This window comes from Pseudomonas graminis, assembly GCF_004364335.1.
GTDB classification, from domain to species: domain Bacteria; phylum Pseudomonadota; class Gammaproteobacteria; order Pseudomonadales; family Pseudomonadaceae; genus Aquipseudomonas; species Aquipseudomonas graminis_D.
Map to the genome: position 1 here is coordinate 238104 of NZ_SOCR01000003.1, position 24078 is coordinate 262181.

The following is a 24078-nucleotide window of genomic DNA, read 5'->3' on the forward strand; positions in this document are numbered from 1 at the left end:
GGAGGACTCGGATGCTGACGGGAGAGGGCGCCATGGGCAATGACGTCGTAAATATGGGCCGGCGTCGCTTCCTTGTGACGGCCACGTCTGTGGTGGGCGCAGCTGGAGCAGTCGGCGCCGCCGTACCGTTTGTAGGTTCTTGGTTCCCGAGTGCCAAAGCCAGGGCTGCGGGAGCGCCCGTCAAAGTCAACATCAGCAAGATCGAGCCGGGCCAGCAGATGATCGCCGAGTGGCGCGGTCAGCCGGTGTTCATTGTGCGTCGCACGCCAGAAATCCTTTCCGCTCTGGGCCAGATCACCGGCCAGCTTTCCGACCCCGAATCAAACGACTCCACACAGCCTGCCTACGTCGATCCGGTGCTCCGTTCGATCCGGCCTGAAATCCTGCTGTTGATCGGCATTTGTACCCATCTTGGCTGCTCGCTTACTTTTCGTCCCGAAGTCGCATCCGTTGACTTGGGCAAGGATTGGGTCGGCGGTTATTTCTGCCCCTGTCACGGATCCAGGTACGACCTTGCCGGACGCGTCTACAAATCGCAGCCTGCACCGCTGAATCTGCCAGTGCCGCCGCATTCCTACGAGTCGGACTCAATCATCGTCATCGGTGTCGATCAGGAGCAAGGGTGATGAGCAAGCTCATGGACTGGATCAATGCGCGCTTTCCTGCGACCTCAATGTGGGAAAACCACCTCAGCAAGTACTACGTGCCCAGGAACCTCAACTTCTTCTATATTTTCGGTGTCCTGGCGCTGCTGGTGCTGTTCAACCAGATCCTCACGGGCATCTGGCTGACCATGAGTTACACGCCCACGGCCGAGGGCGCCTTTGCCTCGGTCGAGTCGATCATGCGTGACGTTGAATACGGCTCGATTCTGCGGCTGTTGCATTCGACCGGCGCGTCGGCGTTCTTCATCGTCATCTACCTGCACATGTTTCGCGGCCTGCTGTACGGCTCGTATCAGAAGCCGCGCGAGCTGGTCTGGATCTTCGGCATGCTGATTTATCTGGCGCTGATGGCGGAAGCGTTCACGGGCTACCTGCTGCCGTGGGGGCAGATGTCGTACTGGGGCGCGCAGGTGATCATTTCGCTGTTTGGCGCCATCCCCATCATCGGCAACGACCTTGCCCAGTGGATTCGCGGGGATTATCTGGTCTCCGGCATCACCCTCAACCGCTTCTTCGCGCTGCACGTCGTGGCCTTGCCGATCGTGATCGTCGGCCTCGTCGTGCTGCATATCCTGGCGCTGCATGAAGTGGGTTCGAACAACCCTGACGGCGTCGACATCAAGAAATACAAGGACGAGAACGGCAACCCTTTGGACGGCATTCCCTTTCACCCGTACTACACGGTCAAGGATCTGCTCGGCGTCGTGGTGTTTCTGTTCATCTTCTGTTCGGTGGTGTTTTTCTTCCCCGAGATGGGCGGCTACTTTCTAGAGAAACCCAACTTCGAGCCGGCGAACCCCTTCAAGACCCCGGAGCACATTGCGCCGGTCTGGTACTTCACGCCGTTCTACGCGATCTTGCGCGCCATCCCGGACAAGCTTCTCGGCGTCATGGCCATGGGCGCGGCCATCGCCGTGCTGTTCGTGCTGCCGTGGCTCGACCGCAGCCCGGTCAAATCGATGCGTTACAAGGGTTGGCTGAGCCGCGTCTGGCTGCTGCTGTTCTGCGTGTCCTTCGTAACACTTGGGGTGCTGGGCGTATTGCCGCCAAGCCCGGGGCGTGCATGGCTGGCGCAGGTCTGCACCTTCACGTATTTCGCCTACTTCATCTTGATGCCGTTCTACACGCGAATGGAGCGGACGAAGCCGGTGCCGGACAGGGTGACGAGCTGATGAAAACGCTCCTCGCCGTCTTGCTCATTGCCCTGTTGCCGACGCTGTCGTTCGCCGCTGAGCATGGCGCGGACCTTGAAAGCGTCGACATCGATGTGTCCGACAAGGCGGCCCTGCAGGAGGGTGCGCAGACCTTCGTCAATTACTGCATGGGGTGCCACAGCGCCCGGTTTCAGCGCTATGAGCGCGTCGCGGACGATCTCGGCATCACCCACGACCGGATGCTGGAAAAGCTGGCGCCTGCCGGGGCGAAAATTGGCGATCACATGACCATCGGCATGCAGCCGGCGGATGCGAAAAACTGGTTTGGCGCAGTGCCGCCCGATCTGACCCTTGTCGCCCGCGTTCGCGGAACTGACTGGCTCTATGGCTACCTGCGTGCCTTCTACGAGGACCCGACGCGGCCCTGGGGCGTGAACAACAGGATTTCCCCCAACGTTGCCATGCCCAACGTGCTGGAAGGGCTTCAGGGGCGTCAGAGGCTCGGTTGCAGGGAAGCTCAGCGCCTTGACGGCGGGGAAAAACACACCGACCCGACCCTGAGTCACGAAGCCTGCGATCAACTGGTCATCGTCCCCGGCACGGGCGCGCTGACCGAAGCGCAGTTCGACGACAAGGTGAAGAACCTCGTGACCTTCCTCGCTTACTCGGCCAACCCGGACAAGCTGCAGCATCAGCGCATCGGCACCTACGTGCTGCTTTATCTCGCAGTGCTGTTCATCCTGGCCTACCTGCTCAAGCGCGAATTCTGGAAAGACATCCACTGAGCGGACGTCTGATTCGCGGGTCTGCGCCGCTTGCCGCTGCGCTGTTTCAGGTAATGAGGGCAGAGCAGGTATAGTGGCGGGCTGAAGATTGCAGAATCTACCTTGAGTAAATGAGCTATCTTGTCGCCCGCGTTGAACACCCGATCATCGTGGACGTCGCCGAAAGCGCCCTCGCGGCGCATCCGTATTTCTGCTTTTTGAATATCTACAAGCGAGGAGGACCGCCATGGGCGTGACCAATCGGTTGGCCTGTTACTCCGACCCCGCCGACCACTATTCCCATCGCGTGCGCATTGTGCTCGCCGAGAAAGGTGTCAGCGCCGAGATCATTGAAGTTGTCGCGGGCCGTCATCCGCCCAAATTGATCGAGGTGAATCCGTACGGCAGCGTGCCAACCCTGGTCGATCGTGACCTGGCGTTGTACGAGTCGACGGTGGTAATGGAATACCTGGACGAACGTTATCCCCATCCGCCGCTGCTCCCGGTCTATCCGGTGGCGCGTGCCAACAGCCGCTTGCTGATCCACCGGATTCAGCGCGACTGGTGCGGTCTGGTGGATTTGATCCTGGACTCGCGCAGCAAAGAAGCCGCACGTGTTCAGGCGCGCAAGGAGCTGCGCGAAAGTCTGACCGGCGTGTCGCCGTTGTTCGCGGATAAGCCTTTTTTCCTGAGCGACGAGCAAAGTCTGGTCGACTGCTGTCTATTGCCCATACTCTGGCGCCTGCCGATTCTGGGTATCGAATTGCCGCGGCCCGCCAAGCCGCTGCTTGATTATATGGAGCGCCAATTTGCGCGTGAGGCATTTCAGGCAAGTCTGTCTGGTGTCGAACGCGACATGCGCTAAGGCCTTAGGAGCCGTTTGATGAACTCCAGTCGCCCTTATCTGATCCGCGCTTTGTATGAGTGGATCGTCGATAACGATTGCACACCCCACGTACTCGTCAATGCCGAGTACCCGGCGGTACAAGTCCCGCAAGGCTTTGCCAATGACGGGCAGATCGTCCTGAACATTTCGCCGAGCGCCGTTCGCCATCTGCACATGGACAACGACGCGGTGAGTTTCGAAGGCCGCTTCGGCGGTGTTCCCCACAGCCTGTACGTGCCGATTGCCGCCATCATGGGCATTTATGCCCGGGAGAACGGGCAGGGCATGGTCTTCGATCTGGAGCCTGCTGTGGATGAAGATGAACATCTGGACGTCGAAGACGACATGCCGCCACCGAACGACGAGCCGCCACGCCCTACCGGCCGGCCGAGTCTGAAAGTGGTCAAGTAAGTCGTTTCTGCAGTAACGAAAAAGGCGATCCCGAGGGATCGCCTTTTTTGTGCGCGCCGAGTGGCGGCTGCCCATCCAAGCCTGGTTCAGGTTCGCTGAATCGTGTATGTCACTTTGCGCTTTCCGTAGATTTCAATTTTGATGACCTCGTTGCGGACGCTGGCAGCTTCAGCAACTTTGATGAGCTTAGTCATGCTGTTGATCGCACTCGTCTTTGACCGACATTTAAACCGTTCAATTTCGGCGACCGAGCACGCCCGATAGGCAGTTCGGATCACGCCGCTTTTCTCTAGCAGATCAATTTTCTCTGGCGAAATCCATGAAATCAGCTCGACAATTTTGTCGATTTTTTCATGTAAATGAGCCACTGCTTGCTGCTCGTCCGTAACGCCGAAGCGCTTCCAGGCCGGCTCATGGTGGAACACTCGGTTACGAAAGTTGCGAACAAGCGAAACGCGGTCTTTGCAGACCTGAAGCATGCCCGCACTTGTAGGCCATGTGCCTCTAAACACTTGTCCCAGATTCTTCGGCCAAATGAGATTGTTGCCCATGAATTCATTATCAAGGACGAATTCCCACGTGGAAAAATCGGCTTGTGAAACGATCTCTTGGTGATCGGGAGCGCCACCGCTGCCCGGTCGTTTCCCTTTTTCCCTTCTGGCGATCTTGAAGGCTGACTGGAAATTATTGGCCAAATATTCAACAGGCTGCGGCGTGTTCACGACGCCTGCGGTATAGCTTCTGTAGCGAAGCTTGCCTTTTTTCCACCAGAATTTACCGACGTCAGCCGTGAGTGCAGAGTCAATCGCATTCCTCAGCGTGACTTCAGCTGCACTGAGCAACGGGTAGAGGGAGGCGCAGACATGGGAATTCCATAGGTAAGCGCCAACCAGCTCCACGTCATTGCTAACGGAGAAAACTTTGGCGTAGCTGGAGATTCGGTGAGAGCTGATGATCTGATCAATCAGCACAGGTCTATACTGGACGGTGTGCGGCATGCTCGGCTTCCTTTCAGCGAGGCGCCTGTGGGAATGTGGGTTGACATGCATGTCACCCACCCATAGGATCACTCCCTAGGTTGGCGATGAGTTCCAATGAGCGAAAGCTTAAGACTTTTTGCAAAGACCACGAAACACCCACCCCGGCCTTGAGTCGGGGTTTTTGTTTCTGGAGGTTTGCCTACATGCGTCCGCGTCGGTTCTATTTGCTTGCCATGCGGGCTGAATAGCGAACGCGTCTGGAGGCTGAAGCGGCTCGGGCCAGTCTGCCAGGGCTACCATCGATGTAGACCCACTTCTCGTTAAATGCTGCTGGCACTCGGACCAAAAGCGCTGCAATAAAAAGCCCTCACGTGGAGGGCTTAAAAACCTTCGGCAAATCTGCCACACCGTCAGTCGATGTACTCAAAAAGCTTCACGATTTTCTGCACGCCGCCGACGCCTTGCACCAGGTTGGTGGCGCGGGTGGCTTCTGCCTGGGTCAGCAGGCCCAGCAGGTAGACGATGCCGTTTTCAGTCACAACCTTGATGCGCGAGCCAGGAATGGTGCTGTCGGTGAGCATCTCGGTTTTGATCTTGCTCGTCAGCCAGGCGTCATTGCTGCGCGCGAGCATCGAGGACGGGCCGGTCACTTGCAGCTCGTTATTGACCTTCTTGACCTTCTGCACCTGGCTGGCGGTCTGCTCGGCCAGTTGCTTGAGGTCGGCGCGCGGTGTCTGGCCGGCCAGCAGGACGATGCCGTTGAAGCTGGTCACCACGATGTGCGAGGCGTTGTCCAGATCAGGGTTGGCCTTGGCGATGTTGACGGAGACCTTGGTCTCGATCAGCGAGTCGTCGATCTTGCTGCCGAAGGTGCGTGTGCCGCGATCGTCGTCGATCGGTGCTTCGCGGCTGGCGTTGATCACCGAGCTGCATCCGCTGATGCCCAGGCAGAGCGTCAGGGCCAGCAGGCTAAGACGTTTGGATATCATTCTTCACTCCCGAACAGTTGGCTGTCGATCAAGTCGCAAAGGCAGTGGATCGCCAGCAGGTGGACTTCCTGGATCCGTGCAGTCACTTTTGCCGGGACGCGGATTTCAACGTCCTCCGGCAACAGCAACGACGCAACGTCGCCGCCATCGCGACCGGTCAAGGCTACGACAATCATTTCACGATCATGTGCGGCCTGGATGGCCTGAATAATGTTCGCCGAATTGCCGCTGGTGGAAATCGCCAGCAGCACATCGCCCGGCTGGCCCAGCGCACGAATCTGTTTGGAGAAGATTTCGTTGTAGCTGTAGTCGTTGGCAATGGAGGTGATGGTGGAGGTGTCGGTGGTCAACGCGATAGCGGGCAGGCTTGGTCGCTCGCGTTCGAAACGGTTGAGCAGCTCTGAGGAAAAGTGCTGGGCATCGCCAGCCGAACCGCCGTTACCGCAGGCGAGCATTTTGCCCTCGTTGAGCAGGGCATTGACCATCACTTGGCTGGCTTGCTCGATGTGGGGTGCAACAACATCCATCGCCTGTTGCTTGGTGTCGATGCTGGCCTGAAAAAGCTGGCGAATTCGGGATTGCATGTCCATCTATGAAAACCTTAATAGGGGCGGCTGGTCGGGACGGCGTCCGATAAGTCATCGGCGTCCCGGCACAAAACTGTGCAGCCCGCAAAGCAAAGAGCAAAAGAGCCAGTGAGGTTCGTTGGGTTGGTGCAGTAGGACCGGCTTTAGCCGGGAAGGCGGCCGATCTTACGCTGCAATCCCACGGAATCATCGCGTTTTCAGCAATCGAACGCGTTAGTCAGCCAATTCAGCGCGGGGGATGTACCGGGGTCGCCATTGATCGCGACGACGTCGAAGCGACACGGTGAATCGGCCCAGCGCACCTCGCTTTGCAGAAAGGATTGAGCCGCCAGCGTGAGCTTTTCCTGCTTGCGAAAATCGACGCTTTCCAGTGCGCCACCCCAACCGGCGTGGCGACGATACCGAACTTCGACGAATACTACTGTATCGCCGTCGAGCATGACCAGATCAAGCTCGCCGCGTTTGCATGACCAGTTGCGGGTAATCAGCTGCAATCCATGCTGTTGCAGGTGACGCAGGGCGTAGGCTTCGGCCTCGCGCCCTGCAGTTTGACGGGTGTTGCCTGAGGTCAAGGCGCGGTGTCCGGCAGGCGCTGGACCTTGCCGTCAACAAACTCTGCCCATGGCAATTGACGCTCGATGCGTTGGCCCTGACCAATCGCAAGACTGCCGGACAGACCGTCGATGCGGCTGTCAGGCATGGTTTTCAGCTGAGTCAGTCGTGGCGCCAGACGGTACGCGTCGATCCCCATGGCGTAGAGACGGCCGAGGCTGCCGGAGGCTTGTGGCCATTGAGCGGTCACTTGCTGGCGCAGCGGGTCGTTGGCGTTCAGCAACCACGGGGTCTCGCAGAAGCGCACGCCGTTCAGGTCGTTGTACATCGCCGGGTCGCCGCTGTTGGTGAACAGGTGCGAAGTGGCATAGACCGGAACATCGCCAGCGTACTGGAACACCATGGTCGGCTTGATCTGCTGAGCCTGTTGAGGTGTTGCAGCGAGAAACATGAAGTCCACGTCCTGGCGACGGGAAGGCTGCGCGGCCATCTGCGTGCCAGTGGCGCTCTGCACGCGCTGGGCGCGACCTTCGCTGTTGCGCAGCTGGAACAGATCGGCAACCTGTTGAGCGAGTGCGACCGGCTGATCGATGCGTTCAGCACCCAGCAAGGTACCGCCCTTGGCCTGCCAGCTTTGACGGAAGGCCTCCAGCACGCGATCACCCCATTCGCCCTTCGGCACCATGGCCACCGCACTGCGCTTGCCATCGGCCCAGGCGCGGCGCGCCACTTCGCGGGCTTCGTCTTCCGCAGCCAGACCGAACTGGAACAGCTCGGCAGGACCCTGAGTGGCGGAATCGCTGTAATTCAGCGCCAGCGTGGTAATCGGCAGTTGAGGGCGAGCGCTCAGCTGTTTGACCAGTGGCTTCTCTAGCGGGCCGACCACCAGTTGCACGCCTGCAGCCTTGGCTTGTGCATAAAAGGCGTCCATCGAGGTCACGCGGGAGCTGTCGAATACTTCGATCGCAGGTGGCTTCTCGCCGGCCTGCTGCGCTTGATAGTTCGCGGCCATGAAGCCGTCACGCAGGGCGCGGGAGACCGAGGCGAGCGGACCGTCTTGCGGCAGCAGCAAAGCGATTTTGGTCAACGGCTGGCTCTTCAGGTCGCGCAATTGCGCGAGGGCAGTCGGCAGCTGACGCGCCGCCGGGTGCTGCGGGTTCTGCGCCTTCCAGTTGTCGATGGCCGCCTGCTGCTGTTCCAGCGTGCCGGCGCCCTTGACCGCGCGGGCCAGGCTCAGCCAGCCGCCCATGTCATCGTTGGCCGAGCTTTGCAGCTGCTCGGGTGGCAATGCGGCAACCAGCGTCCAGATGGCGTCGTTGTTGGCGTTCAAGGCATCGCCTTGCAGCAACGGGCCCATGAACACGCGCTCGCTCGCAGCTGCGAGAGTTTGCCCATCTGCTTCGAAAGCCCGGGCGCGAACGGTGTGGGCACGGGTTTGCAGGTCAACCGGCATTTCGCCCAGATGCTGCATGCTCGGGTGATTGAGAGCGGTCAGCGCGGCTTTCGGCTGGCTGCGACCCAGTGCCAGTTCGGCAGACAGGGTGTTGGCGTAGATTTGTTTGTCGGTCTTGAGCTGGTCCATTTGCACCTGCTCAAGGATGCTCGCGGCGCGGCTCGGGTTGTTCTGGCACGCTGCCAGGTCGGCCGCCGTCAGTTTCAGCAACGCTGCCTGATCCGGCGACTTTGCCGCAGCAGCTTGTTCGAGCAGTTGTTCGATGCTGGCATCGGGGGAGCGAGGCAGTTCGCCAAGGCTGGAGGAGGGCGAACCGGCACACGCAGCCAGGAGGGCAGCGAGGCAGAGGGCAGAGAACAGCCGCAGGCAAGCGATCATGTGTATGTTCCTGGTACTCGAGCAAATTAGCGTGGAAGTGTACCCAAGCACTGGCCAGGGCGCGACGTTGAAGGCGTTAAAGCGGCGATATTGGTCGTCTCCGGGCGCGTCAGTTGACGTGAGTCGGACTGTCGCGGAGTCGCTGCCTTGTTGCTGGCGTTCAAACTGCTTTTCTGGACTCACGGGGTGCGACGACCTGTTTTGTCGTCCGCAGCCTGTACAATGCAGGCTTTTACACAACATGAGGTGTGCGCTTTGACTGCTCCAGGTGCTTCGAATTCCACGACAGGCGCGCTTTATGTGGTGGCCACGCCGATCGGCAACCTGGATGACATCAGCGCCCGTGCCTTGAAGGTGCTGCGCGATGTTTCGCTGATTGCCGCCGAGGATACCCGTCACTCGTTACGGCTGATGCAGCACTTTGGCATTCCCACGCCGTTGGCTGCCTGTCACGAGCACAACGAGCGCGAGGAGGGCAGCCGTTTCATCACGCGTCTGCTGGCGGGCGATAACGTTGCGCTGATATCCGATGCCGGCACGCCGCTCATTTCCGACCCCGGCTACCATCTGGTGCGTCAGGCCCGGGCAGCAGGCATCCAGGTGATCCCGGTCCCGGGCGCCTGCGCTTTGATCGCGGCACTCTCGGCGGCGGGTTTGCCGTCGGACCGCTTTATCTTCGAAGGCTTCTTGCCGGCCAAGTCGGTGGGCCGAAAGGCGCGGCTCGAACTCGTCAAAGAAGAACCGCGCACGCTTATCTTCTATGAAGCGCCCCATCGCATTCTCGAATGCCTCCAGGACATGGAAGAAATCTTCGGCCGGGACCGTCCCGCCGTACTCGGGCGCGAACTGACCAAAACGTTCGAAACCCTCAAGGGGCTGCCGCTGTCCGAGTTGCGTGCCTTCGTAGAGGGCGACAGTAATCAGCAGCGAGGCGAGTGCGTTGTGCTGGTGGCAGGCTGGAGCGAGCCCGAAGGTGAGGATGTGATTGGCGCCGAGGCGCGGCGAGTGCTGGATCTTCTGCTGGAAGAAATGCCCCTCAAGCGTGCGGCCGCACTGGCAGCGGAGATCACTGGGGTACGCAAGAACCTGCTGTATCAGGTGGCGCTGGACAAACAGAAAGGCCTGTGACGGGATGTCGCGGGCAGCGTGGCAAATAGCCGGAAGCCCGATTAAAGCTTGTTCTTGAGCCGCCCTCCCATTAACCTTGGCGGCGGAGAGTCGATTGGACAGTCGCTGCCTTTCATTGTTCTGCAATGAAGGGGGGAGGAAAGTCCGGGCTCCATAGGGCGGAGTGCCAGGTAACGCCTGGGGGGCGTGAGCCTACGGAAAGTGCCACAGAAAATAACCGCCTAAGCACTTCGGTGCCGGTAAGGGTGAAAAGGTGCGGTAAGAGCGCACCGCACGTCTGGCAACAGTTCGTGGCTAGGTAAACCCCACTCGGAGCAAGACCAAATAGGGTTCCAAGGCGTGGCCCGCGCTGGAACCGGGTAGGTTGCTAAAGATGTCCAGTGATGGCCATCGTAGAGGAATGACTGTCCTCGACAGAACCCGGCTTACAGATCGACTCTCCACCTCCTTTTCTTCCCCCCCGTTTGTACGATTTATCCCTTCCGGTAATACCAAAAAAATCTTAAACCTCACAAATCACTTTAACTTCGTACGCCATCCGTTTGTTCATCCTCGGAAATATCCGTAGGACCGATCCGAAATCCGCCACATCTCCTTCGTAAGTGCTCCTAAATATCCGTCCTATAAGGGTTTTCCTCGTGAAGTCGCCTTGACGGTGTGGTGGGCGCATTCCTATAGTGTGCGCGAGTGGCGGAAAGTGGCGTGAAGTGGGTTTTTTTGGCTCAAAAAGATAATATCTGGAGATCGCGCCTGTGTTCCGTGGTGCAAACGCAATCAATCTCGACGCAAAGGGCCGTCTCGCTATGCCGAGCCGGTACCGTGACGAGTTGGATTCGCGTAGCGCAGGGCAGTTGATCGTCACCATTGATACCGTCGATCCATGTTTGTGCATCTATCCGCTGCCCGAGTGGGAGCTGATTGAGGCCAAGTTGCGTGAACTCGCCACATTTCGTGAAGAAAACCGCCGTCTGCAGCGGCTGTTGATTGGTAACGCGGTAGATCTGGAGCTGGACGGCAGTGGGCGTTTCCTGGTGCCACCACGTTTGCGTGAATACGCCAAGCTCGACAAGCGAGTGATGCTGGTAGGCCAGCTCAACAAGTTTCAACTGTGGGATGAGGACGCCTGGAACGCACTTGCTGATGCGGACCTTGCGGCCATTCAAAAACCGGGTGCGATGCCCGATGAACTGCGTGATTTGATCCTGTGACTACGAATAGCGGCTTTACCCACATCACCGTACTGCTCGAAGAAGCCGTCGAGGCTCTCGCGGTGCGCGCCGATGGCTGCTATCTGGATGGCACCTTTGGTCGTGGCGGACATAGTCGCCTTATATTGCAGAACCTGGGTCCGGAGGGTCGGCTTCTCGGATTCGATAAAGATCCCCAAGCGATTGCCACCGGGCAAACGCTGGCGGCCGAAGACGGCCGCTTTGTCATTGTGCAGCGCAGCTTTGCCGAGCTGGGCGCCGAAGCTCAAGAGCGCGGACTGGCGGGCAAGGTCAGCGGCATTCTTCTGGATCTCGGTGTGTCGTCGCCACAACTGGACGACCCCGAGCGCGGTTTCAGCTTTATGAACGATGGCCCCCTCGACATGCGCATGGACCCGTCCTGCGGCGTCAGCGCAGCCGAGTTCGTCAATACCGCGCCCGCCGAAGAAATCGCCCGCGTTTTCAAAGAATACGGCGAAGAGCGTTTTTCACGCCGCATGGCAGGTGCCGTCGTGGCCCGTCGCGAGACTCAACCGTTCGAGCGCACCGGCGATCTGGCCGAAGTGCTGAAAGTCGCCAACCCGGCGTGGGAAAAGGGCAAGAACCCTGCGACCCGCGCGTTCCAGGGGCTGCGCATTCACGTCAACAACGAACTGGGCGATCTGGAAGCGGGTCTGGATGCTGCGCTGGAAGCCCTCGAAGTCGGCGGCCGTCTGGTGGTCATCAGCTTCCACTCGCTGGAAGACCGCATCGTCAAATTGTTCATGCGCAAGCTGGTCAAGGGCGAAGCCGACAACTTGCCACGCAACCTGCCGATCCGTCATCAGGCTTTCGAGCCTCGTATCAAGCTGATCGGCAAGGCGCAGTTCGCTTCCGATGATGAAACCCGCGCCAATCCGCGTTCGCGCAGCGCCGTCATGCGCGTCGCGGAGAAACTCCGATGAGCCGCGGTTTCTTCAAGCCCCTCCCGGGCGGCAGCTTCTTCATGCTGATGTTGTTCATCGCCGTGCTGGTTTCGGCGATCGGTGTAGCGTACAGCGCGCACTGGAACCGTCAGCTGCTCAACTCCCTTTACGGTGAACTCAGCGTGCGCGACAAGGCGCAGGCCGAGTGGGGGCGCCTGATTCTTGAGCAAAGCACCTGGACTGCCCACAGCCGTATCGAAGCCCTGGCTACCGATCAGCTGAAAATGCGCATCCCGAACGCCGCCGATATCCGGATGGTGTCGCCATGATGAAACTCGAAGGGGCGCTCTACCCGTGGCGGTTCCGCGTCGTGGTCGGTCTGCTGTCGGTCATGGTCATCGCGATCTGCTACCGCATCGTCGACCTGCAAGTCATCGACCATCGCTTTCTGATCGAACAGGGCGATGCGCGCAGCCTGCGTACCGTTTCGATTCCTGCCCACCGTGGTTTGATCACCGACCGCAACGGCGAGCCCCTTGCCGTCAGTACGCCGGTCACCACCATTTGGGCAAACCCGTCTGAAATGCAGGCCGACAAGACCAAGTGGGTCCAGCTTGCGCAGGCACTGGGGCAGGATCCCAAGGCACTGACGGATCGCCTCAATGAGCAGGCAAGCAAAGAATTCATCTATCTGGTCCGTGGCCTGACCCCGGAGCAGGGTCAGTCGGTACTCGATCTGAAAGTCCCGGGCGTTTACGGCAAGGAAGAATTCCGTCGTTTCTACCCTGCGGGCGATGTCACCGCGCACATGGTCGGCTTTACCGACCTCGATGATCACGGCCGTGAAGGTGTAGAGCTGGCCTATGAAGACTGGCTCGCCGGTGTCCCCGGCAAGCGGCAGGTCATCAAGGACCGGCGCGGCAGGATGATCAAAGACCTGCAAGTGAAGAAAAACGCCAAGGCCGGCAAGACCTTGGCTTTGTCTATTGATTTGCGCCTGCAATACCTGGCGACCCGCGAGCTGCGTAACGCCATTCAGGAAAACGACGCCAAGGCCGGCAGCCTGGTGATCATGGATGTGAAAACCGGCGAAGTGCTGGCGATGGTCAACCAGCCGACCTACAACCCGAACAACCGTCGCACCATGGTGCCGGCCGCGATGCGTAACCGCGCGATCATCGACGTGTTCGAGCCGGGTTCGACCATGAAGCCGATCTCCATGACCGCCGCGCTGGAAAGCGGTCGCTGGAAACCGAGCGACAAGGTGGAGGTGTACCCGGGTACGTTGCAGATCGGTAAATACACCATCCGTGACGTGACCAAAACCGAAGGCCCGATCCTCGACCTGACCGGCATCCTGATCAACTCCAGTAACGTCGGCATGAGTAAAGTGGCGTTCGACGTCGGTGGCGAAGCGATTTTCCATGCCATGCAGCGTGTGGGCCTGGGCCAGTACACCGGCCTCGGCTTCCCGGGCGAGCGGGTCGGCAACCTGCCGAACTACCGCGAGTGGCGCAAGGCTGAAACCGCAACGCTGTCGTACGGCTACGGCCTGTCGGTGACAGCGCTGCAGTTGGTGCATGCCTATGCGGCACTGGCCAACAACGGCAAGATCGTGCCGCTGACCATTCTCAAGACCGACACGCCCGCCGAGTCGGTGCAGGCCATTCCGGAAGCGACGGCCAAAACTGTGCAGGGCATGTTGCAGCAAGTGATCGAAGACCCGCGCGGCGTTTACCGTGCGCGCGTTCCGTCGTATCACGTGGCAGGCAAGTCCGGTACCGCACGGAAGACTTCCGTGGGCACCAAGGGTTACGCGGAAAACTCATACCGTTCCCTGTTCGCCGGTTTCGGCCCGATGAGCAACCCGCGTTACGCGGTCGTTGTGGTCATCGATGAGCCGAGCAAAGGCGGCTACTTCGGTGGTCTGGTTTCCGCTCCAGTCTTCAGCAAGGTGATGTCGGGCACGCTGCGCTTGATGAACGTGCGCCCGGACAACCTCGCGCCTGTCCCGCCTGAGCAACAAGCCAACGCTGCGCCCGCCGCCGCCCCAGTCAAGGGAGGACGTGGCTGATGTCTTTGAATTTGAGCAAGCTGTTCGCCCAGTGCAATCGCGATCTGCTGATTCGCGAACTGACCCTGGACAGCCGCAAAGTGCGTCCGGGCGATCTGTTTCTGGCGATTCCAGGCCTCAAGGTCGACGGCCGTGAGCACATCACCGACGCCATTGCACACGGCGCGGCGGCCATCGCTTATGAAGCCGAAGGCGCCAAGGTGCTGCCGATCACCGACATCCCGATGATGCCGGTCAAGGGGCTCGGGGCACAGCTGTCCGACCTCGCCGGGCGCTTCTATGGTGACCCGAGCCGCAACCTGAACCTGATCGGCGTGACCGGGACCAACGGCAAAACCAGCGTGACTCAGTTGGTGGCGCAGGCGTTGGACAAGCTGGGGCAGCACTGCGGCATCATCGGCACGCTGGGCACCGGCTTTTATAGCGAGCTGAAAAGCGGCATTCACACCACGCCGGATCCGATCTCCGTGCAGTCGACGCTCTATGACCTGAAAAGGGCCGGGGCCAAAGCGGTTGCCATGGAAGTCTCGTCCCACGGGCTGGATCAGGGCCGGGTGACCGCGCTGGCCTTTGACGTGGCGGTGATGACCAATCTGTCCCGTGACCATCTCGATTACCACGGCACCATGGAGGCCTATGCTGCCGCCAAGGCCAAGCTGTTCGCCTGGAATGACCTGCGCTGCCGTGTGATCAATCTTGACGACGCGTTTGGTCGCCAGCTCGCGGTGGCGTCTCACCCTTCGCGTCTGATTAGCTACAGCCTGGAAGACAGCAGCGCCTACCTGTTCTGCCGTGATGCGCATTTCGATGACGATGGCGTTCGCGCGACCCTGGTAACGCCCCAGGGCAGTCATGCCTTGCGCAGTAGCCTGCTGGGCCGTTTCAACCTGAGCAACGTGCTGGCTGCGGTCGGCGCTTTGATGGGGCTCGATTACCCGCTGGATGACATTCTTAAAGTCCTGCCGACGCTGGAAGGTCCTGCTGGCCGGATGCAGCGTCTGGGCGGTGGCTCGCGTCCGCTGGTGGTGGTCGATTACGCCCACACCCCTGACGCCCTTGAAAAAGTGCTCGCCGCCCTGCGCCCACATGCCAAAGGCCAGTTGACCTGCCTGTTCGGTTGCGGCGGTGATCGCGATCGCGGCAAGCGTCCGCTAATGGCCGAAGTGGTCGAGCGCCTGGCCGATAAAGTGCTGGTCACTGACGACAATCCGCGCAGCGAAGACCCGACCCGTATTTTTGATGACATCCGTGGCGGGTTCGTCTCGGCTAACGCAGTCGATTTCGTTGCCGGTCGCGGTCAGGCCATCGCGCAGATCATTGCTCAGGCGTCCGCTGCCGATGTCATCGTGCTGGCGGGCAAGGGCCACGAGGATTACCAGGAAATAAACGGACAGCGTCAGCCGTTTTCCGATCTGGAAGAAGCCACCAAAGCGCTCGACGCCTGGGAGGCCGCACATGCTTAAGCCGCTCTCGTTCAGCGAATTGCTCGTGCCGCTCGACGCCCGTCGTGTGGGTCATGACTGCAGTTTCTCCGGTGTCAGCATCGACAGCCGGGCGATCATCCCTGGCCAGTTGTTCGTGGCGCTGACCGGCCCGCGTTTCGATGGTCACGACTACCTCGATCAGGTAGCGGCCAAAGGGGCAGTGGGCGCGTTGGTTGAGCGCGAGATCCCGGGCAGTTCGCTGCCGCAGTTGATCGTCACCGACACCCGCAAAGCCCTCGCGCAACTGGGCGCGCTGAACCGCAATGCCTTTATAGACAAGCCGGTCGCTGCGATCACCGGCTCCAGCGGCAAGACCACCGTGAAGGAAATGCTTGCAAGTATCCTGCGCACGCGCGGTTCTGTGCTGGCGACGCGCGGCAACCTGAACAATGAATTGGGCGTGCCGTTGACGCTGCTGGAACTGGCGCCGGAATTCGACGCTGCTGTGATTGAGTTGGGCGCATCCCGTGTGGGCGAGATCGCTTTCACGGCCAGCCTGACCAAGCCCCACGTCTCTGTCCTGACCAACGCCGGGACTGCCCACGTGGGCGAGTTCGGTGGCCCGGAAAAAATCGTCGAAGCCAAGGGCGAGATCATTGAAGGCCTGGACGCCCGTGGCGTTGCCGTATTGAACCTCGACGACAAGGCGTTTGACATCTGGGTGGCCCGCGCCGGCTCACGCAAGGTGCTGAGCTTTGCGCTCGAAAACAGCCGTGCCGACTTCTATGCCAGCGACCTGGGCATTGATGCGCGCGGTTGCCCGGCGTTCACGCTGAACACCCCGAACGGCTCCGCCCCGGTGCAATTGAATCTGCTGGGCACGCACAACGTTGCCAACGCCCTGGCCGCCGCTGCTGCTGCCCATGCGTTGGACGTTTCGCTCGCGGGGATCGTTGCCGGGCTTAACGACGTCCAGCCGGTCAAGGGCCGCACCGTCGCGCAACTTGCGCCGAACGGTATGCGCATCATTGATGACACTTACAACGCCAACCCCACGTCCGTGGCTGCCGCGACCGACATCCTCACCGGTTTCCCGGGCCGCAAGGTCCTGGTGCTGGGCGATATCGGTGAGCTGGGCGCCTGGGCGGAGCAGGGGCATCGCGATGTCGGCGAATACGCAGTCGGCAAAGTCGACGCACTGTATGCCGTCGGTCCGTTGATGGCCCATGCAGTCAAGGCTTTCGGGCAGGATGCCCGCCATTTTGAAACTCAGGCCGAGCTGATCGAAGCGCTCGGCGCCGAGCACGATGAAAACACCACCATTTTGATTAAAGGTTCACGCAGCGCTGCGATGGAAAACGTCGTAGCGGCCTTATGCGGAACACGCCTGGAGAAACATTAATGCTGCTGCTGCTGGCCGAGTATCTGCAACAGTTCTACAAAGGCTTCGCGGTCTTTCAGTACCTGACCCTGCGCGGGATTCTGGGCGTGCTCACTGCACTGTCACTTTCCCTGTGCCTTGGCCCGTGGATGATCCGCGCCCTGCAGAGCAAGCAGATCGGTCAATCCGTGCGCAACGACGGACCTCAATCGCACCTGTCCAAGTCCGGCACGCCGACCATGGGTGGCGCACTGATTCTGTCTGCAATCGGCATCGCCACCTTGTTGTGGGCTGACCTGAGCAACCGTTATGTGTGGGTCGTGCTGATCGTTACCTTGCTGTTCGGCGCCATTGGTTGGGTCGACGACTACCGCAAGGTGATCGAGAAGAACTCGCGCGGGCTGCCGAGCCGCTGGAAATACTTCTGGCAATCGGTGTTCGGCCTGGGCGCGGCGATCTTCCTTTATATGACTGCGCAATCGCCGGTGGAAACCACGCTGCTGATCCCGATGCTCAAGGACTTCAGTATCCCGCTGGGCATTGGCTTCGTCGTGCTGACCTACTTCGTGATCGTCGGCTCCAGCAATGCCGTGAACCTCACCGATGGCCTTGACGGCCTGGCAATCATGCCAACGGTGATGGTCGGCGGCGCGCTGGGGATCTTCTGCTACCTGTCGGGCAACGTGAAGTTCGCCGAATACCTGCTGATCCCTTACGTGCCGGGCGCGGGCGAATTGATTGTGTTCTGTGGTGCGTTGATCGGTGCGGGCCTGGGCTTCCTCTGGTTCAACACTTATCCGGCTCAGGTGTTCATGGGCGACGTCGGTGCACTGGCACTGGGCGCGGCATTGGGCACCATCGCTGTGATCGTGCGTCAGGAAATCGTTCTGTTCATCATGGGCGGCGTCTTCGTCATGGAAACCCTGTCAGTCGTTATTCAGGTCGCATCCTTTAAATTGACCGGCCGCCGCGTTTTCCGCATGGCGCCCATCCATCACCACTTTGAACTCAAGGGCTGGCCCGAGCCGCGCGTGATCGTCCGTTTCTGGATCATCACCGTGATTCTGGTGTTGGTCGGCCTTGCCACGTTGAAACTGAGGTAGAACGAGTGTCACTGATCGCTTCTGACCACTTCCGCATCGTTGTCGGCCTCGGCAAGAGCGGCATGTCCCTGGTTCGCTTCCTGGCGAACCGGGGTGTGTCGTTTGCTGTCGCCGATACGCGGGAGCATCCGCCAGAACTCGCGACCTTGCGCCGTGACTACCCGCAGGTCGAAGTGCGCTGTGGTGAGCTGGACGTCGAGTTTCTGTGCCGCGCCGATGAGCTGTACGTCAGCCCCGGCCTGGCGCTGGCAACCCCGGCGCTGCAACAAGCGGCGATGCGCGGCGTGAAGCTCTCCGGCGATATCGAGCTGTTCGCGCGCAATGCCAGGGCCCCCATCGTGGCCATCAGCGGATCGAACGCGAAAAGCACGGTCACCACGCTGGTGGGCGAGATGGCGGCGGCAGCGGGCAAGCGTGTTGCGGTGGGCGGCAATCTCGGCACGCCGGCGCTGGATCTGCTCAGCGACGACGTCGAGCTGTATGTGATGGAACTGTCGAGCTTCCAGCTGGAAACCACCGATCAGCTGGGCGCTGAAGTGGCGACCGTGCTGAACATCAGCGAAGACCACATGGACCGCTACGCCGGGCTGCCGGCTTATCACCTGGCCAAACACCGGATCTTCCGCGGCGCGCGGCAGGTGGTGGTCAATCGTCAGGACGCGTTGACTCGTCCATTGATCGGCGAAGGTGTGCCGTGCTGGACCTTCGGATTGAACAAGCCCGACAGAAACGGCTTCGGCTTGCGCGAAGAGAACGGCGAGAAATACCTGGCCTTCCAGTTCGACAACCTGATGCCGGTCCGCGAGCTGAAAATCCGTGGTGGCCACAATCAGGCCAACGCTCTGGCTGCGCTGGCGCTGGGTCATGCGGTGGGTTTGCCGTTCGACGCCATGCTTGCCAGCCTCAAGACATTTGCCGGTCTGGTTCACCGCTGCCAATGGCTGCGTGAGCTCAACGGCGTGAATTACTACGACGACTCCAAAGCGACCAACGTCGGTGCCGCACTGGCGGCGATTGAAGGCCTGGGCGCCGACATCGACGGCAAGCTGGTGCTGATTGCCGGCGGCGATGGCAAGGGCGCGGATTTCACCCCGCTGAAAGCCCCGGTTGCCGCCCATTGCCGCGCCGTGGTCCTGCTGGGCCGCGATGCGGATCTGCTCGCCGCGACCTTCGGCGATTCGGTGCCTCTGGTACGCGTCACTACATTGGAAGAAGCCGTGCAACGTGCTGCTGATATCGCGCAGGAAGGGGACGCCGTGTTGCTGTCGCCTGCTTGCGCAAGCCTGGACATGTTCAAGAATTTCGAAGAGCGCGGACAACTGTTCGCCCAGGCCGTGGGGGACTTGTCATGATTTTTGGCGTGATCAAGCCGTACCCGTCGCCGATCATCAGCGGCCGCGGCGTTGACGTTGATTTCCCGATGCTCGCCGGTTGCCTCGCGTTGCTGGGGCTGGGCCTGGTGATGATCACTTCCGCGTCGTCGGAAGTGGCCGCCGTTCAGTCGGGCAACGCGCTGTACATGATGACCCGTCACCTGATCTATCTGGTGCTCGGCCTGATCGCCTGCGTCGCGACCATGATGGTGCCGGTCGCCACCTGGCAGCGGCTGGGCTGGCTGATGCTGATCGGCGCATTCGGCCTGTTGATCGCGGTAATCGTGCCCGGCATCGGGCGTGAGGTGAACGGTTCGATGCGCTGGATCGGCTTCGGCATGTTCAACGTACAGCCGTCGGAAATCGCCAAAGTTTTCGTGGTGATTTTCCTCGCCGGTTACCTGATTCGTCGCCAGCAGGAAGTGCGCGAGAGCTGGATGGGCTTCTTCAAGCCTTTCATCGTGTTGCTACCCATGGCTGGCCTGTTGCTGATGGAGCCGGACTTCGGCGCCACGGTCGTGATGATGGGCGCGGCGGCGGCGATGCTGTTCCTCGGTGGCGTCGGCCTGTTCCGTTTCAGTCTGATGGTGGCTTTGGCGGTCGGCGCTGTGTTCGTGCTGGTTCAGGCGCAGCCGTACCGGATGGCGCGTCTGATTACCTTCACCGACCCGTGGTCCGATCAATTCGGTTCCGGGTACCAGCTGACCCAGGCGCTGATCGCCTTCGGTCGCGGCGAGTGGTTCGGCGTCGGGCTCGGCAACAGCGTGCAGAAGCAGTTCTATCTGCCCGAAGCGCACACCGACTTCGTGTTCTCGGTACTGGCCGAAGAGCTGGGCGTTGTGGGCTCCCTCGCCACCGTCGCACTGTTCGTGTTCGTCAGTATCCGTGCGATGTACATCGGCATGTGGGCCGAGCGCGCCAAGCAGTTCTTCGCCGCGTACACCGCGTATGGCCTGGCCTTCCTGTGGATCGGTCAGTTCCTGATCAACATTGGCGTGAACGTTGGCTTGCTGCCAACCAAGGGTCTGACCCTGCCGTTCCTTAGCTACGGCGGCAGTTCGCTGATCATCTGCTGCGCCAGCCTGGGCCTGTTGCTGCGTATCGAGTGGGAATCGCGCAACAACATGGGCAGTGAAGAGGCCGAGTTCCAGGAAAGCGACTTTGCCGAGGAGCCGACCCATGGCCGCCGGTAACGTTTTGATCATGGCGGGCGGCACCGGCGGACACGTGTTCCCGGCGCTGGCGTGCGCCCGTGAGTTCCAGGCCCGCGGTTACACCGTGCATTGGCTCGGGACGCCGCGCGGCATCGAGAACGAACTGGTGCCCGCCGCAGGTTTGAAGCTGCACCTGATCAATGTCACGGGGTTGCGTGGCAAGGGTCGACTGCCGCTGCTCAAGGCGCCGTTCATGCTGATCAAGGCGTTGTTGCAGGCGCGCAAGATCGTGGCTGAGTTGAAGCCGGTCTGCGTCGTCGGCTTTGGTGGCTACGTGACAGGCCCAGGCGGTCTGGCGGCCAAGCTGGCTGGCGTGCCGCTGATCATCCACGAGCAAAATGCTGTAGCGGGTACGGCCAATCGCAGCCTGTCGTCGTTCGCCGCGCGGGTCTGTGAAGCGTTCCCGCAGACATTCGCCGCGTCGGCCAAGCGCCGTACCACCGGTAATCCGGTGCGTGCCGAGCTGTTTTTCGAGACGCCGCGCCAGACGCTGATCGGTCGCCGGCCGCGTTTGCTGGTGCTGGGCGGAAGCCTGGGCGCCGAGCCGCTGAACAAATTACTGCCGGAAGCTCTGGCGCAAGTGCCTGCCGACATCCGCCCTGAAGTGTTTCATCAGGCCGGCAAGCATCACGATGAAGTGACCGCCGAGCGTTACCGCACCGCCGGTGTCGAGGCGCAGGTCGCCCCGTTCATCAAAGACATGGCCCAAGCCTATGGCTGGGCGGATCTGGTGGTCTGCCGCGCAGGTGCGTTGACCATCAGTGAACTGGCTGCTGCCGGATTGCCGTCATTGCTGGTGCCTTTGCCCCACGCGATCGACGACCACCAGTCGCGCAACGCCGAATATCTGGCTCGCGAGGGCGCTGCCTTCGTCATGCCGCAAGCGACAACTGGCGCCGCCGAGATGGCCGCTCGCCTGAAAGAGGTTTTGATGCAACCCGAACAATTGAACCGCATGGCCGTCACGGCTCGCCAACTGGCCAAGCCTGACGCCACCAACACCGTCGTCGATATCTGCCTGGAGGTGGCCCATGGTTGAGAATCAACGCGCCATGCCACAGCCGGAAATGCGCCGCATCCGTCGTATCCACTTTGTGGGCATCGGCGGCGTGGGGATGTGCGGCATCGCTGAAGTGTTGCTGAACCTGGGCTATGACGTATCCGGTTCCGACCTCAAGGCTTCCCCCGTGACCGAGCGTCTCGAATCGTTCGGCGCGCAGATTTTCATTGGTCATCGCGCGGAAAACGCTTCGACGGCTGACGTGCTGGTGGTGTCCAGCGCAGTGAACACCTCCAACCCGGAAGTGGCGACGGCCCTTGAGCGTCGCATTCCTGTGGTGCCACGCGCTGAAATGCTGGCTGAGCTGATGCGCTATCGCCACGGCATCGCGGTCGCCGGTACCCATGGCAAAACCACGACCACCAGCCTGATCGCCTCGGTGTTCGCGGCGGGCGGCCTTGATCCGACCTTCGTGATCGGCGGTCGCCTGAACGCTGCCGGCACCAACGCGCAGCTCGGCACCAGCCGTTACCTGATCGCCGAAGCCGACGAAAGCGACGCGAGCTTCCTGCACCTGCAGCCGCTGGTGGCCGTGGTCACCAACATCGACGCCGACCATATGGCGACCTACGAAGGCGACTTCAACAAACTGAAGAAGACCTTCGTCGAATTCCTGCACAACCTGCCGTTCTACGGTCTGGCCGTGGTCTGTATCGATGATCCTGTCGTGCGCGACATCCTGCCTTCGGTGAAGCGTCCGATCATGACCTATGGCTTTGATGACGCCGCCGACGTGCGCGCGATCAACGTGCGCCAGGACGGCATGCACACACACTTCACCGTGCTGCGTCGTGACCGCGAGCCACTGGACGTGTCGGTCAACATGCCGGGCAAGCACAACGTGCTGAACTCGCTGGCAACCATTGCCATCGCCACAGACGAGGGCGTTTCTGACGAAGCCATCGTTCAGGGGCTGTCGGGCTTCCAGGGCGTTGGCCGGCGCTTCCAGGTATACGGCGAACTGCCAGTCGAAGGCGGCAACGTGATGCTGGTGGATGACTACGGACACCACCCGCGTGAAGTGGCTGCCGTGATCAATGCCGTGCGCGGTGGCTGGCCGGACCGTCGTCTGGTCATGGTCTACCAGCCGCACCGCTACAGCCGTACCCGCGATCTGTACGACGATTTCGTGCAGGTGCTCAACGAAGCCAACGTGCTGCTGCTGATGGAAGTCTATCCGGCCGGTGAAGAACCGATTCCGGGCGCGGACAGCCGTCAGCTGGCCCACAGCATTCGTCAGCGCGGTCAGCTTGATCCGATCTACATCGAGCGTGGCGTCGAGCTGGCCCCGCTGGTCAAACCGCTGCTTCGCGCCGGCGACATCCTGCTGTGCCAGGGCGCCGGCGACATTGGCGGCCTTGCACCGCAATTGCTGAAAAGCCCGCTGTTCACCGGTGCCATCGTGGCCTCAACCGAAGGTAAGCTGAAATGACAGCCGCCCTGCAGTCCGCCCTGTTCTCGACGCTGGAGCCGAAACGCTTCGGTCGCGTCGCCGTGCTGTTCGGCGGCAAGAGCGCGGAGCGGGAGGTTTCCCTGAAATCCGGCAGTGCGGTGCTTGAAGCCCTGCAAAGCGCAGGCGTTGACGCGTTCGGTATCGACCTGGGCGAGGATTTCCTGCAGCGGCTGGTCAGCGAAACAATTGATCGCGCGTTCATCGTCCTGCACGGTCGCGGCGGGGAAGACGGCACCATGCAAGGTCTGCTGGAGTGCCTGGAAATCCCTTACACCGGCAGCGGCGTACTCGCGTCGGCGCTGGCGATGGACAAGCTGCGCACCAAGCAGGTCTGGCAGAGTCTCGGCTTGCCGACGCCCCGCCATGCCGTGCTGAGCAGCGAAGCAGATTGTATTTCTGCGGCGACGGAACTGGGCTTTCCTTTGATCGTCAAACCCGCCCATGAAGGTTCCAGTATCGGTATGGCCAAGGTGACCGGCGTCGACGAATTGATCGCCGCCTGGAACGCCGCCCGTACCTATGATTCGCAAGTGTTGGTCGAACAATGGATTGAAGGTCCGGAGTTCACCGTCGCCTCTCTGCGTGGGCAGGTCTTGCCGCCCATCGGTCTGGGCACTCCCCACAGTTTTTACGACTACGACGCCAAATACCTGGCTTCCGATACCCAGTACCGGATCCCGTGCGGCCTCGACTCAGCCAAAGAAGATGAACTCAAGGCACTCACGGCGCGGGCGTGTGAAGCGGTCGGCATTGCCGGCTGGGCGCGTACCGATGTCATGCAGGACGCCGACGGCAAATTCTGGTTGCTGGAAGTGAACACCGTGCCCGGCATGACTGACCACAGCCTCGTGCCTATGGCTGCGCGTGCGGCCGGGCTCGATTTCCAACAGTTGGTGTTAGCGATTCTGGCCGACAGCGTCCAGGTGCGAGGGTAAA

The 24078-nt window shown here is 60.8% G+C and carries 23 protein-coding genes and 1 other RNA gene; 19 read left to right on the forward strand and 5 right to left on the reverse strand.

The window, feature by feature from the left end; all coding sequences use genetic code 11:
- Nucleotides 1–32 precede the first annotated feature (32 nt).
- The 5 genes from petA (at nucleotide 33) to EC919_RS06155 (ending at nucleotide 3880) form a co-directional block, all read left to right on the forward strand.
- Nucleotides 33–626 (forward strand): ubiquinol-cytochrome c reductase iron-sulfur subunit, encoded by a 594-nt coding sequence (gene petA / locus EC919_RS06135; RefSeq protein ID WP_133772594.1) that lies wholly within the window; start codon nucleotides 33–35, stop codon nucleotides 624–626.
- The gene (locus EC919_RS06140; RefSeq protein ID WP_133772185.1) at nucleotides 626–1837 is read left to right on the forward strand and encodes a cytochrome b; all 1212 of its coding nucleotides are present in this window, start codon (nucleotides 626–628) and stop codon (nucleotides 1835–1837) included. Before petA ends, EC919_RS06140 begins: the two co-directional genes overlap by 1 nt.
- Nucleotides 1837–2604 carry a cytochrome c1 gene (locus EC919_RS06145; protein ID WP_133772187.1) on the forward strand — a complete coding sequence of 256 codons (768 nt, stop codon included), beginning with the start codon at nucleotides 1837–1839 and terminating at the stop codon, nucleotides 2602–2604. Before EC919_RS06140 ends, EC919_RS06145 begins: the two co-directional genes overlap by 1 nt.
- A gap of 226 nt (nucleotides 2605–2830) precedes the next feature.
- Complete coding sequence (locus EC919_RS06150; protein WP_133772189.1) at nucleotides 2831–3448, forward strand: glutathione S-transferase N-terminal domain-containing protein; 618 nt, start codon at nucleotides 2831–2833, stop codon at nucleotides 3446–3448.
- Between the two features lie 18 nt (nucleotides 3449–3466).
- Nucleotides 3467–3880: a ClpXP protease specificity-enhancing factor gene (locus EC919_RS06155; protein ID WP_133772192.1), complete on the forward strand. Its 414-nt coding sequence runs from the start codon at nucleotides 3467–3469 to the stop codon at nucleotides 3878–3880.
- Between the two features lie 86 nt (nucleotides 3881–3966).
- On the opposite strand, the gene EC919_RS27085 is transcribed toward EC919_RS06155, so the two are convergent.
- The 5 genes from EC919_RS27085 to EC919_RS06185 form a co-directional block, all read right to left on the reverse strand.
- Complete coding sequence (locus EC919_RS27085) at nucleotides 3967–4878, reverse strand: CAAX protease (protein ID WP_166650496.1); 912 nt, start codon at nucleotides 4876–4878, stop codon at nucleotides 3967–3969.
- A 392-nt stretch (nucleotides 4879–5270) separates the two neighbouring features.
- The gene (locus tag EC919_RS06170; RefSeq protein WP_133772193.1) at nucleotides 5271–5849 is read right to left on the reverse strand and encodes a BON domain-containing protein; all 579 of its coding nucleotides are present in this window, start codon (nucleotides 5847–5849) and stop codon (nucleotides 5271–5273) included.
- Complete coding sequence (locus EC919_RS06175; protein WP_065992135.1) at nucleotides 5846–6439, reverse strand: phosphoheptose isomerase; 594 nt, start codon at nucleotides 6437–6439, stop codon at nucleotides 5846–5848. The genes EC919_RS06170 and EC919_RS06175 overlap by 4 nt, the downstream gene beginning before the upstream one ends.
- A gap of 194 nt (nucleotides 6440–6633) precedes the next feature.
- The gene (locus tag EC919_RS06180; RefSeq protein WP_133772195.1) at nucleotides 6634–7008 is read right to left on the reverse strand and encodes a YraN family protein; all 375 of its coding nucleotides are present in this window, start codon (nucleotides 7006–7008) and stop codon (nucleotides 6634–6636) included.
- A complete protein-coding gene (locus tag EC919_RS06185; protein WP_133772197.1) occupies nucleotides 7005–8819 on the reverse strand; it encodes a penicillin-binding protein activator in 1815 nt (604 codons plus the stop codon). The genes EC919_RS06180 and EC919_RS06185 overlap by 4 nt, the downstream gene beginning before the upstream one ends.
- 222 nt (nucleotides 8820–9041) lie before the next feature.
- Between EC919_RS06185 and rsmI the strand changes: the two genes are divergently transcribed.
- The 14 genes from rsmI (at nucleotide 9042) to EC919_RS06255 (ending at nucleotide 24077) form a co-directional block, all read left to right on the forward strand.
- A complete protein-coding gene (gene rsmI, locus EC919_RS06190; protein WP_133772199.1) occupies nucleotides 9042–9947 on the forward strand; it encodes a 16S rRNA (cytidine(1402)-2'-O)-methyltransferase in 906 nt (301 codons plus the stop codon).
- 86 nt (nucleotides 9948–10033) lie between these two features.
- Nucleotides 10034–10391: RNase P RNA component class A (rnpB, locus tag EC919_RS06195), an RNA gene on the forward strand.
- 308 nt (nucleotides 10392–10699) lie between these two features.
- Entirely contained in the window at nucleotides 10700–11155 is a 456-nt protein-coding gene (gene mraZ, locus EC919_RS06200; protein ID WP_037017349.1) for a division/cell wall cluster transcriptional repressor MraZ, read from the forward strand.
- Complete coding sequence (rsmH, locus tag EC919_RS06205) at nucleotides 11152–12099, forward strand: 16S rRNA (cytosine(1402)-N(4))-methyltransferase RsmH (RefSeq protein ID WP_133772201.1); 948 nt, start codon at nucleotides 11152–11154, stop codon at nucleotides 12097–12099. Before mraZ ends, rsmH begins: the two co-directional genes overlap by 4 nt.
- A complete protein-coding gene (gene ftsL / locus EC919_RS06210) occupies nucleotides 12096–12389 on the forward strand; it encodes a cell division protein FtsL (RefSeq protein WP_037014701.1) in 294 nt (97 codons plus the stop codon). Before rsmH ends, ftsL begins: the two co-directional genes overlap by 4 nt.
- Nucleotides 12389–14134 carry a peptidoglycan D,D-transpeptidase FtsI family protein gene (locus tag EC919_RS06215; protein WP_208294954.1) on the forward strand — a complete coding sequence of 582 codons (1746 nt, stop codon included), beginning with the start codon at nucleotides 12389–12391 and terminating at the stop codon, nucleotides 14132–14134. The genes ftsL and EC919_RS06215 overlap by 1 nt, the downstream gene beginning before the upstream one ends.
- Nucleotides 14134–15597: a UDP-N-acetylmuramoyl-L-alanyl-D-glutamate--2,6-diaminopimelate ligase gene (locus EC919_RS06220; protein ID WP_133772205.1), complete on the forward strand. Its 1464-nt coding sequence runs from the start codon at nucleotides 14134–14136 to the stop codon at nucleotides 15595–15597. Before EC919_RS06215 ends, EC919_RS06220 begins: the two co-directional genes overlap by 1 nt.
- On the forward strand, nucleotides 15590–16960 hold the full coding sequence (locus EC919_RS06225; protein WP_133772207.1) for a UDP-N-acetylmuramoyl-tripeptide--D-alanyl-D-alanine ligase: 1371 nt from the start codon (nucleotides 15590–15592) through the stop codon (nucleotides 16958–16960). Before EC919_RS06220 ends, EC919_RS06225 begins: the two co-directional genes overlap by 8 nt.
- Entirely contained in the window at nucleotides 16960–18042 is a 1083-nt protein-coding gene (gene mraY / locus EC919_RS06230; RefSeq protein WP_037014691.1) for a phospho-N-acetylmuramoyl-pentapeptide-transferase, read from the forward strand. Before EC919_RS06225 ends, mraY begins: the two co-directional genes overlap by 1 nt.
- Nucleotides 18043–18047: 5 nt before the next feature.
- A complete protein-coding gene (gene murD, locus EC919_RS06235) occupies nucleotides 18048–19394 on the forward strand; it encodes a UDP-N-acetylmuramoyl-L-alanine--D-glutamate ligase (RefSeq protein ID WP_133772209.1) in 1347 nt (448 codons plus the stop codon).
- The gene (ftsW, locus tag EC919_RS06240; RefSeq protein WP_133772211.1) at nucleotides 19391–20608 is read left to right on the forward strand and encodes a putative lipid II flippase FtsW; all 1218 of its coding nucleotides are present in this window, start codon (nucleotides 19391–19393) and stop codon (nucleotides 20606–20608) included. The genes murD and ftsW overlap by 4 nt, the downstream gene beginning before the upstream one ends.
- Nucleotides 20595–21668, forward strand: coding sequence for an undecaprenyldiphospho-muramoylpentapeptide beta-N-acetylglucosaminyltransferase (gene murG / locus EC919_RS06245; protein ID WP_133772213.1), 1074 nt, complete (start codon nucleotides 20595–20597; stop codon nucleotides 21666–21668). Before ftsW ends, murG begins: the two co-directional genes overlap by 14 nt.
- Entirely contained in the window at nucleotides 21661–23121 is a 1461-nt protein-coding gene (gene murC / locus EC919_RS06250) for a UDP-N-acetylmuramate--L-alanine ligase (protein WP_133772215.1), read from the forward strand. Before murG ends, murC begins: the two co-directional genes overlap by 8 nt.
- On the forward strand, nucleotides 23118–24077 hold the full coding sequence (locus EC919_RS06255; protein ID WP_133772218.1) for a D-alanine--D-alanine ligase: 960 nt from the start codon (nucleotides 23118–23120) through the stop codon (nucleotides 24075–24077). Before murC ends, EC919_RS06255 begins: the two co-directional genes overlap by 4 nt.
- Nucleotide 24078 lies beyond the last annotated feature (1 nt).

What these genes read in the sequence shown, in the direction of transcription:
- petA (WP_133772594.1), top strand. Translation starts at nt 33, where the DNA reads ATGGGCAATGACGTCGTAAATATGGGCCGGCGTCGCTTCCTTGTGACG.
- EC919_RS06140 (WP_133772185.1), top strand. Translation starts at nt 626, where the DNA reads ATGAGCAAGCTCATGGACTGGATCAATGCGCGCTTTCCTGCGACCTCA.
- EC919_RS06145 (WP_133772187.1), top strand. Translation starts at nt 1,837, where the DNA reads ATGAAAACGCTCCTCGCCGTCTTGCTCATTGCCCTGTTGCCGACGCTG.
- EC919_RS06150 (WP_133772189.1), top strand. Translation starts at nt 2,831, where the DNA reads ATGGGCGTGACCAATCGGTTGGCCTGTTACTCCGACCCCGCCGACCAC.
- EC919_RS06155 (WP_133772192.1), top strand. Translation starts at nt 3,467, where the DNA reads ATGAACTCCAGTCGCCCTTATCTGATCCGCGCTTTGTATGAGTGGATC.
- EC919_RS27085 (WP_166650496.1), bottom strand. Translation starts at nt 4,878, where the DNA reads ATGCCGCACACCGTCCAGTATAGACCTGTGCTGATTGATCAGATCATC.
- EC919_RS06170 (WP_133772193.1), bottom strand. Translation starts at nt 5,849, where the DNA reads ATGATATCCAAACGTCTTAGCCTGCTGGCCCTGACGCTCTGCCTGGGC.
- EC919_RS06175 (WP_065992135.1), bottom strand. Translation starts at nt 6,439, where the DNA reads ATGGACATGCAATCCCGAATTCGCCAGCTTTTTCAGGCCAGCATCGAC.
- EC919_RS06185 (WP_133772197.1), bottom strand. Translation starts at nt 8,819, where the DNA reads ATGATCGCTTGCCTGCGGCTGTTCTCTGCCCTCTGCCTCGCTGCCCTC.
- rsmI (WP_133772199.1), top strand. Translation starts at nt 9,042, where the DNA reads ATGCAGGCTTTTACACAACATGAGGTGTGCGCTTTGACTGCTCCAGGT.
- ftsL (WP_037014701.1), top strand. Translation starts at nt 12,096, where the DNA reads ATGAGCCGCGGTTTCTTCAAGCCCCTCCCGGGCGGCAGCTTCTTCATG.
- EC919_RS06215 (WP_208294954.1), top strand. Translation starts at nt 12,389, where the DNA reads ATGAAACTCGAAGGGGCGCTCTACCCGTGGCGGTTCCGCGTCGTGGTC.
- EC919_RS06220 (WP_133772205.1), top strand. Translation starts at nt 14,134, where the DNA reads ATGTCTTTGAATTTGAGCAAGCTGTTCGCCCAGTGCAATCGCGATCTG.
- EC919_RS06225 (WP_133772207.1), top strand. Translation starts at nt 15,590, where the DNA reads ATGCTTAAGCCGCTCTCGTTCAGCGAATTGCTCGTGCCGCTCGACGCC.
- mraY (WP_037014691.1), top strand. Translation starts at nt 16,960, where the DNA reads ATGCTGCTGCTGCTGGCCGAGTATCTGCAACAGTTCTACAAAGGCTTC.
- ftsW (WP_133772211.1), top strand. Translation starts at nt 19,391, where the DNA reads ATGATTTTTGGCGTGATCAAGCCGTACCCGTCGCCGATCATCAGCGGC.
- murG (WP_133772213.1), top strand. Translation starts at nt 20,595, where the DNA reads ATGGCCGCCGGTAACGTTTTGATCATGGCGGGCGGCACCGGCGGACAC.
- murC (WP_133772215.1), top strand. Translation starts at nt 21,661, where the DNA reads ATGGTTGAGAATCAACGCGCCATGCCACAGCCGGAAATGCGCCGCATC.
- EC919_RS06255 (WP_133772218.1), top strand. Translation starts at nt 23,118, where the DNA reads ATGACAGCCGCCCTGCAGTCCGCCCTGTTCTCGACGCTGGAGCCGAAA.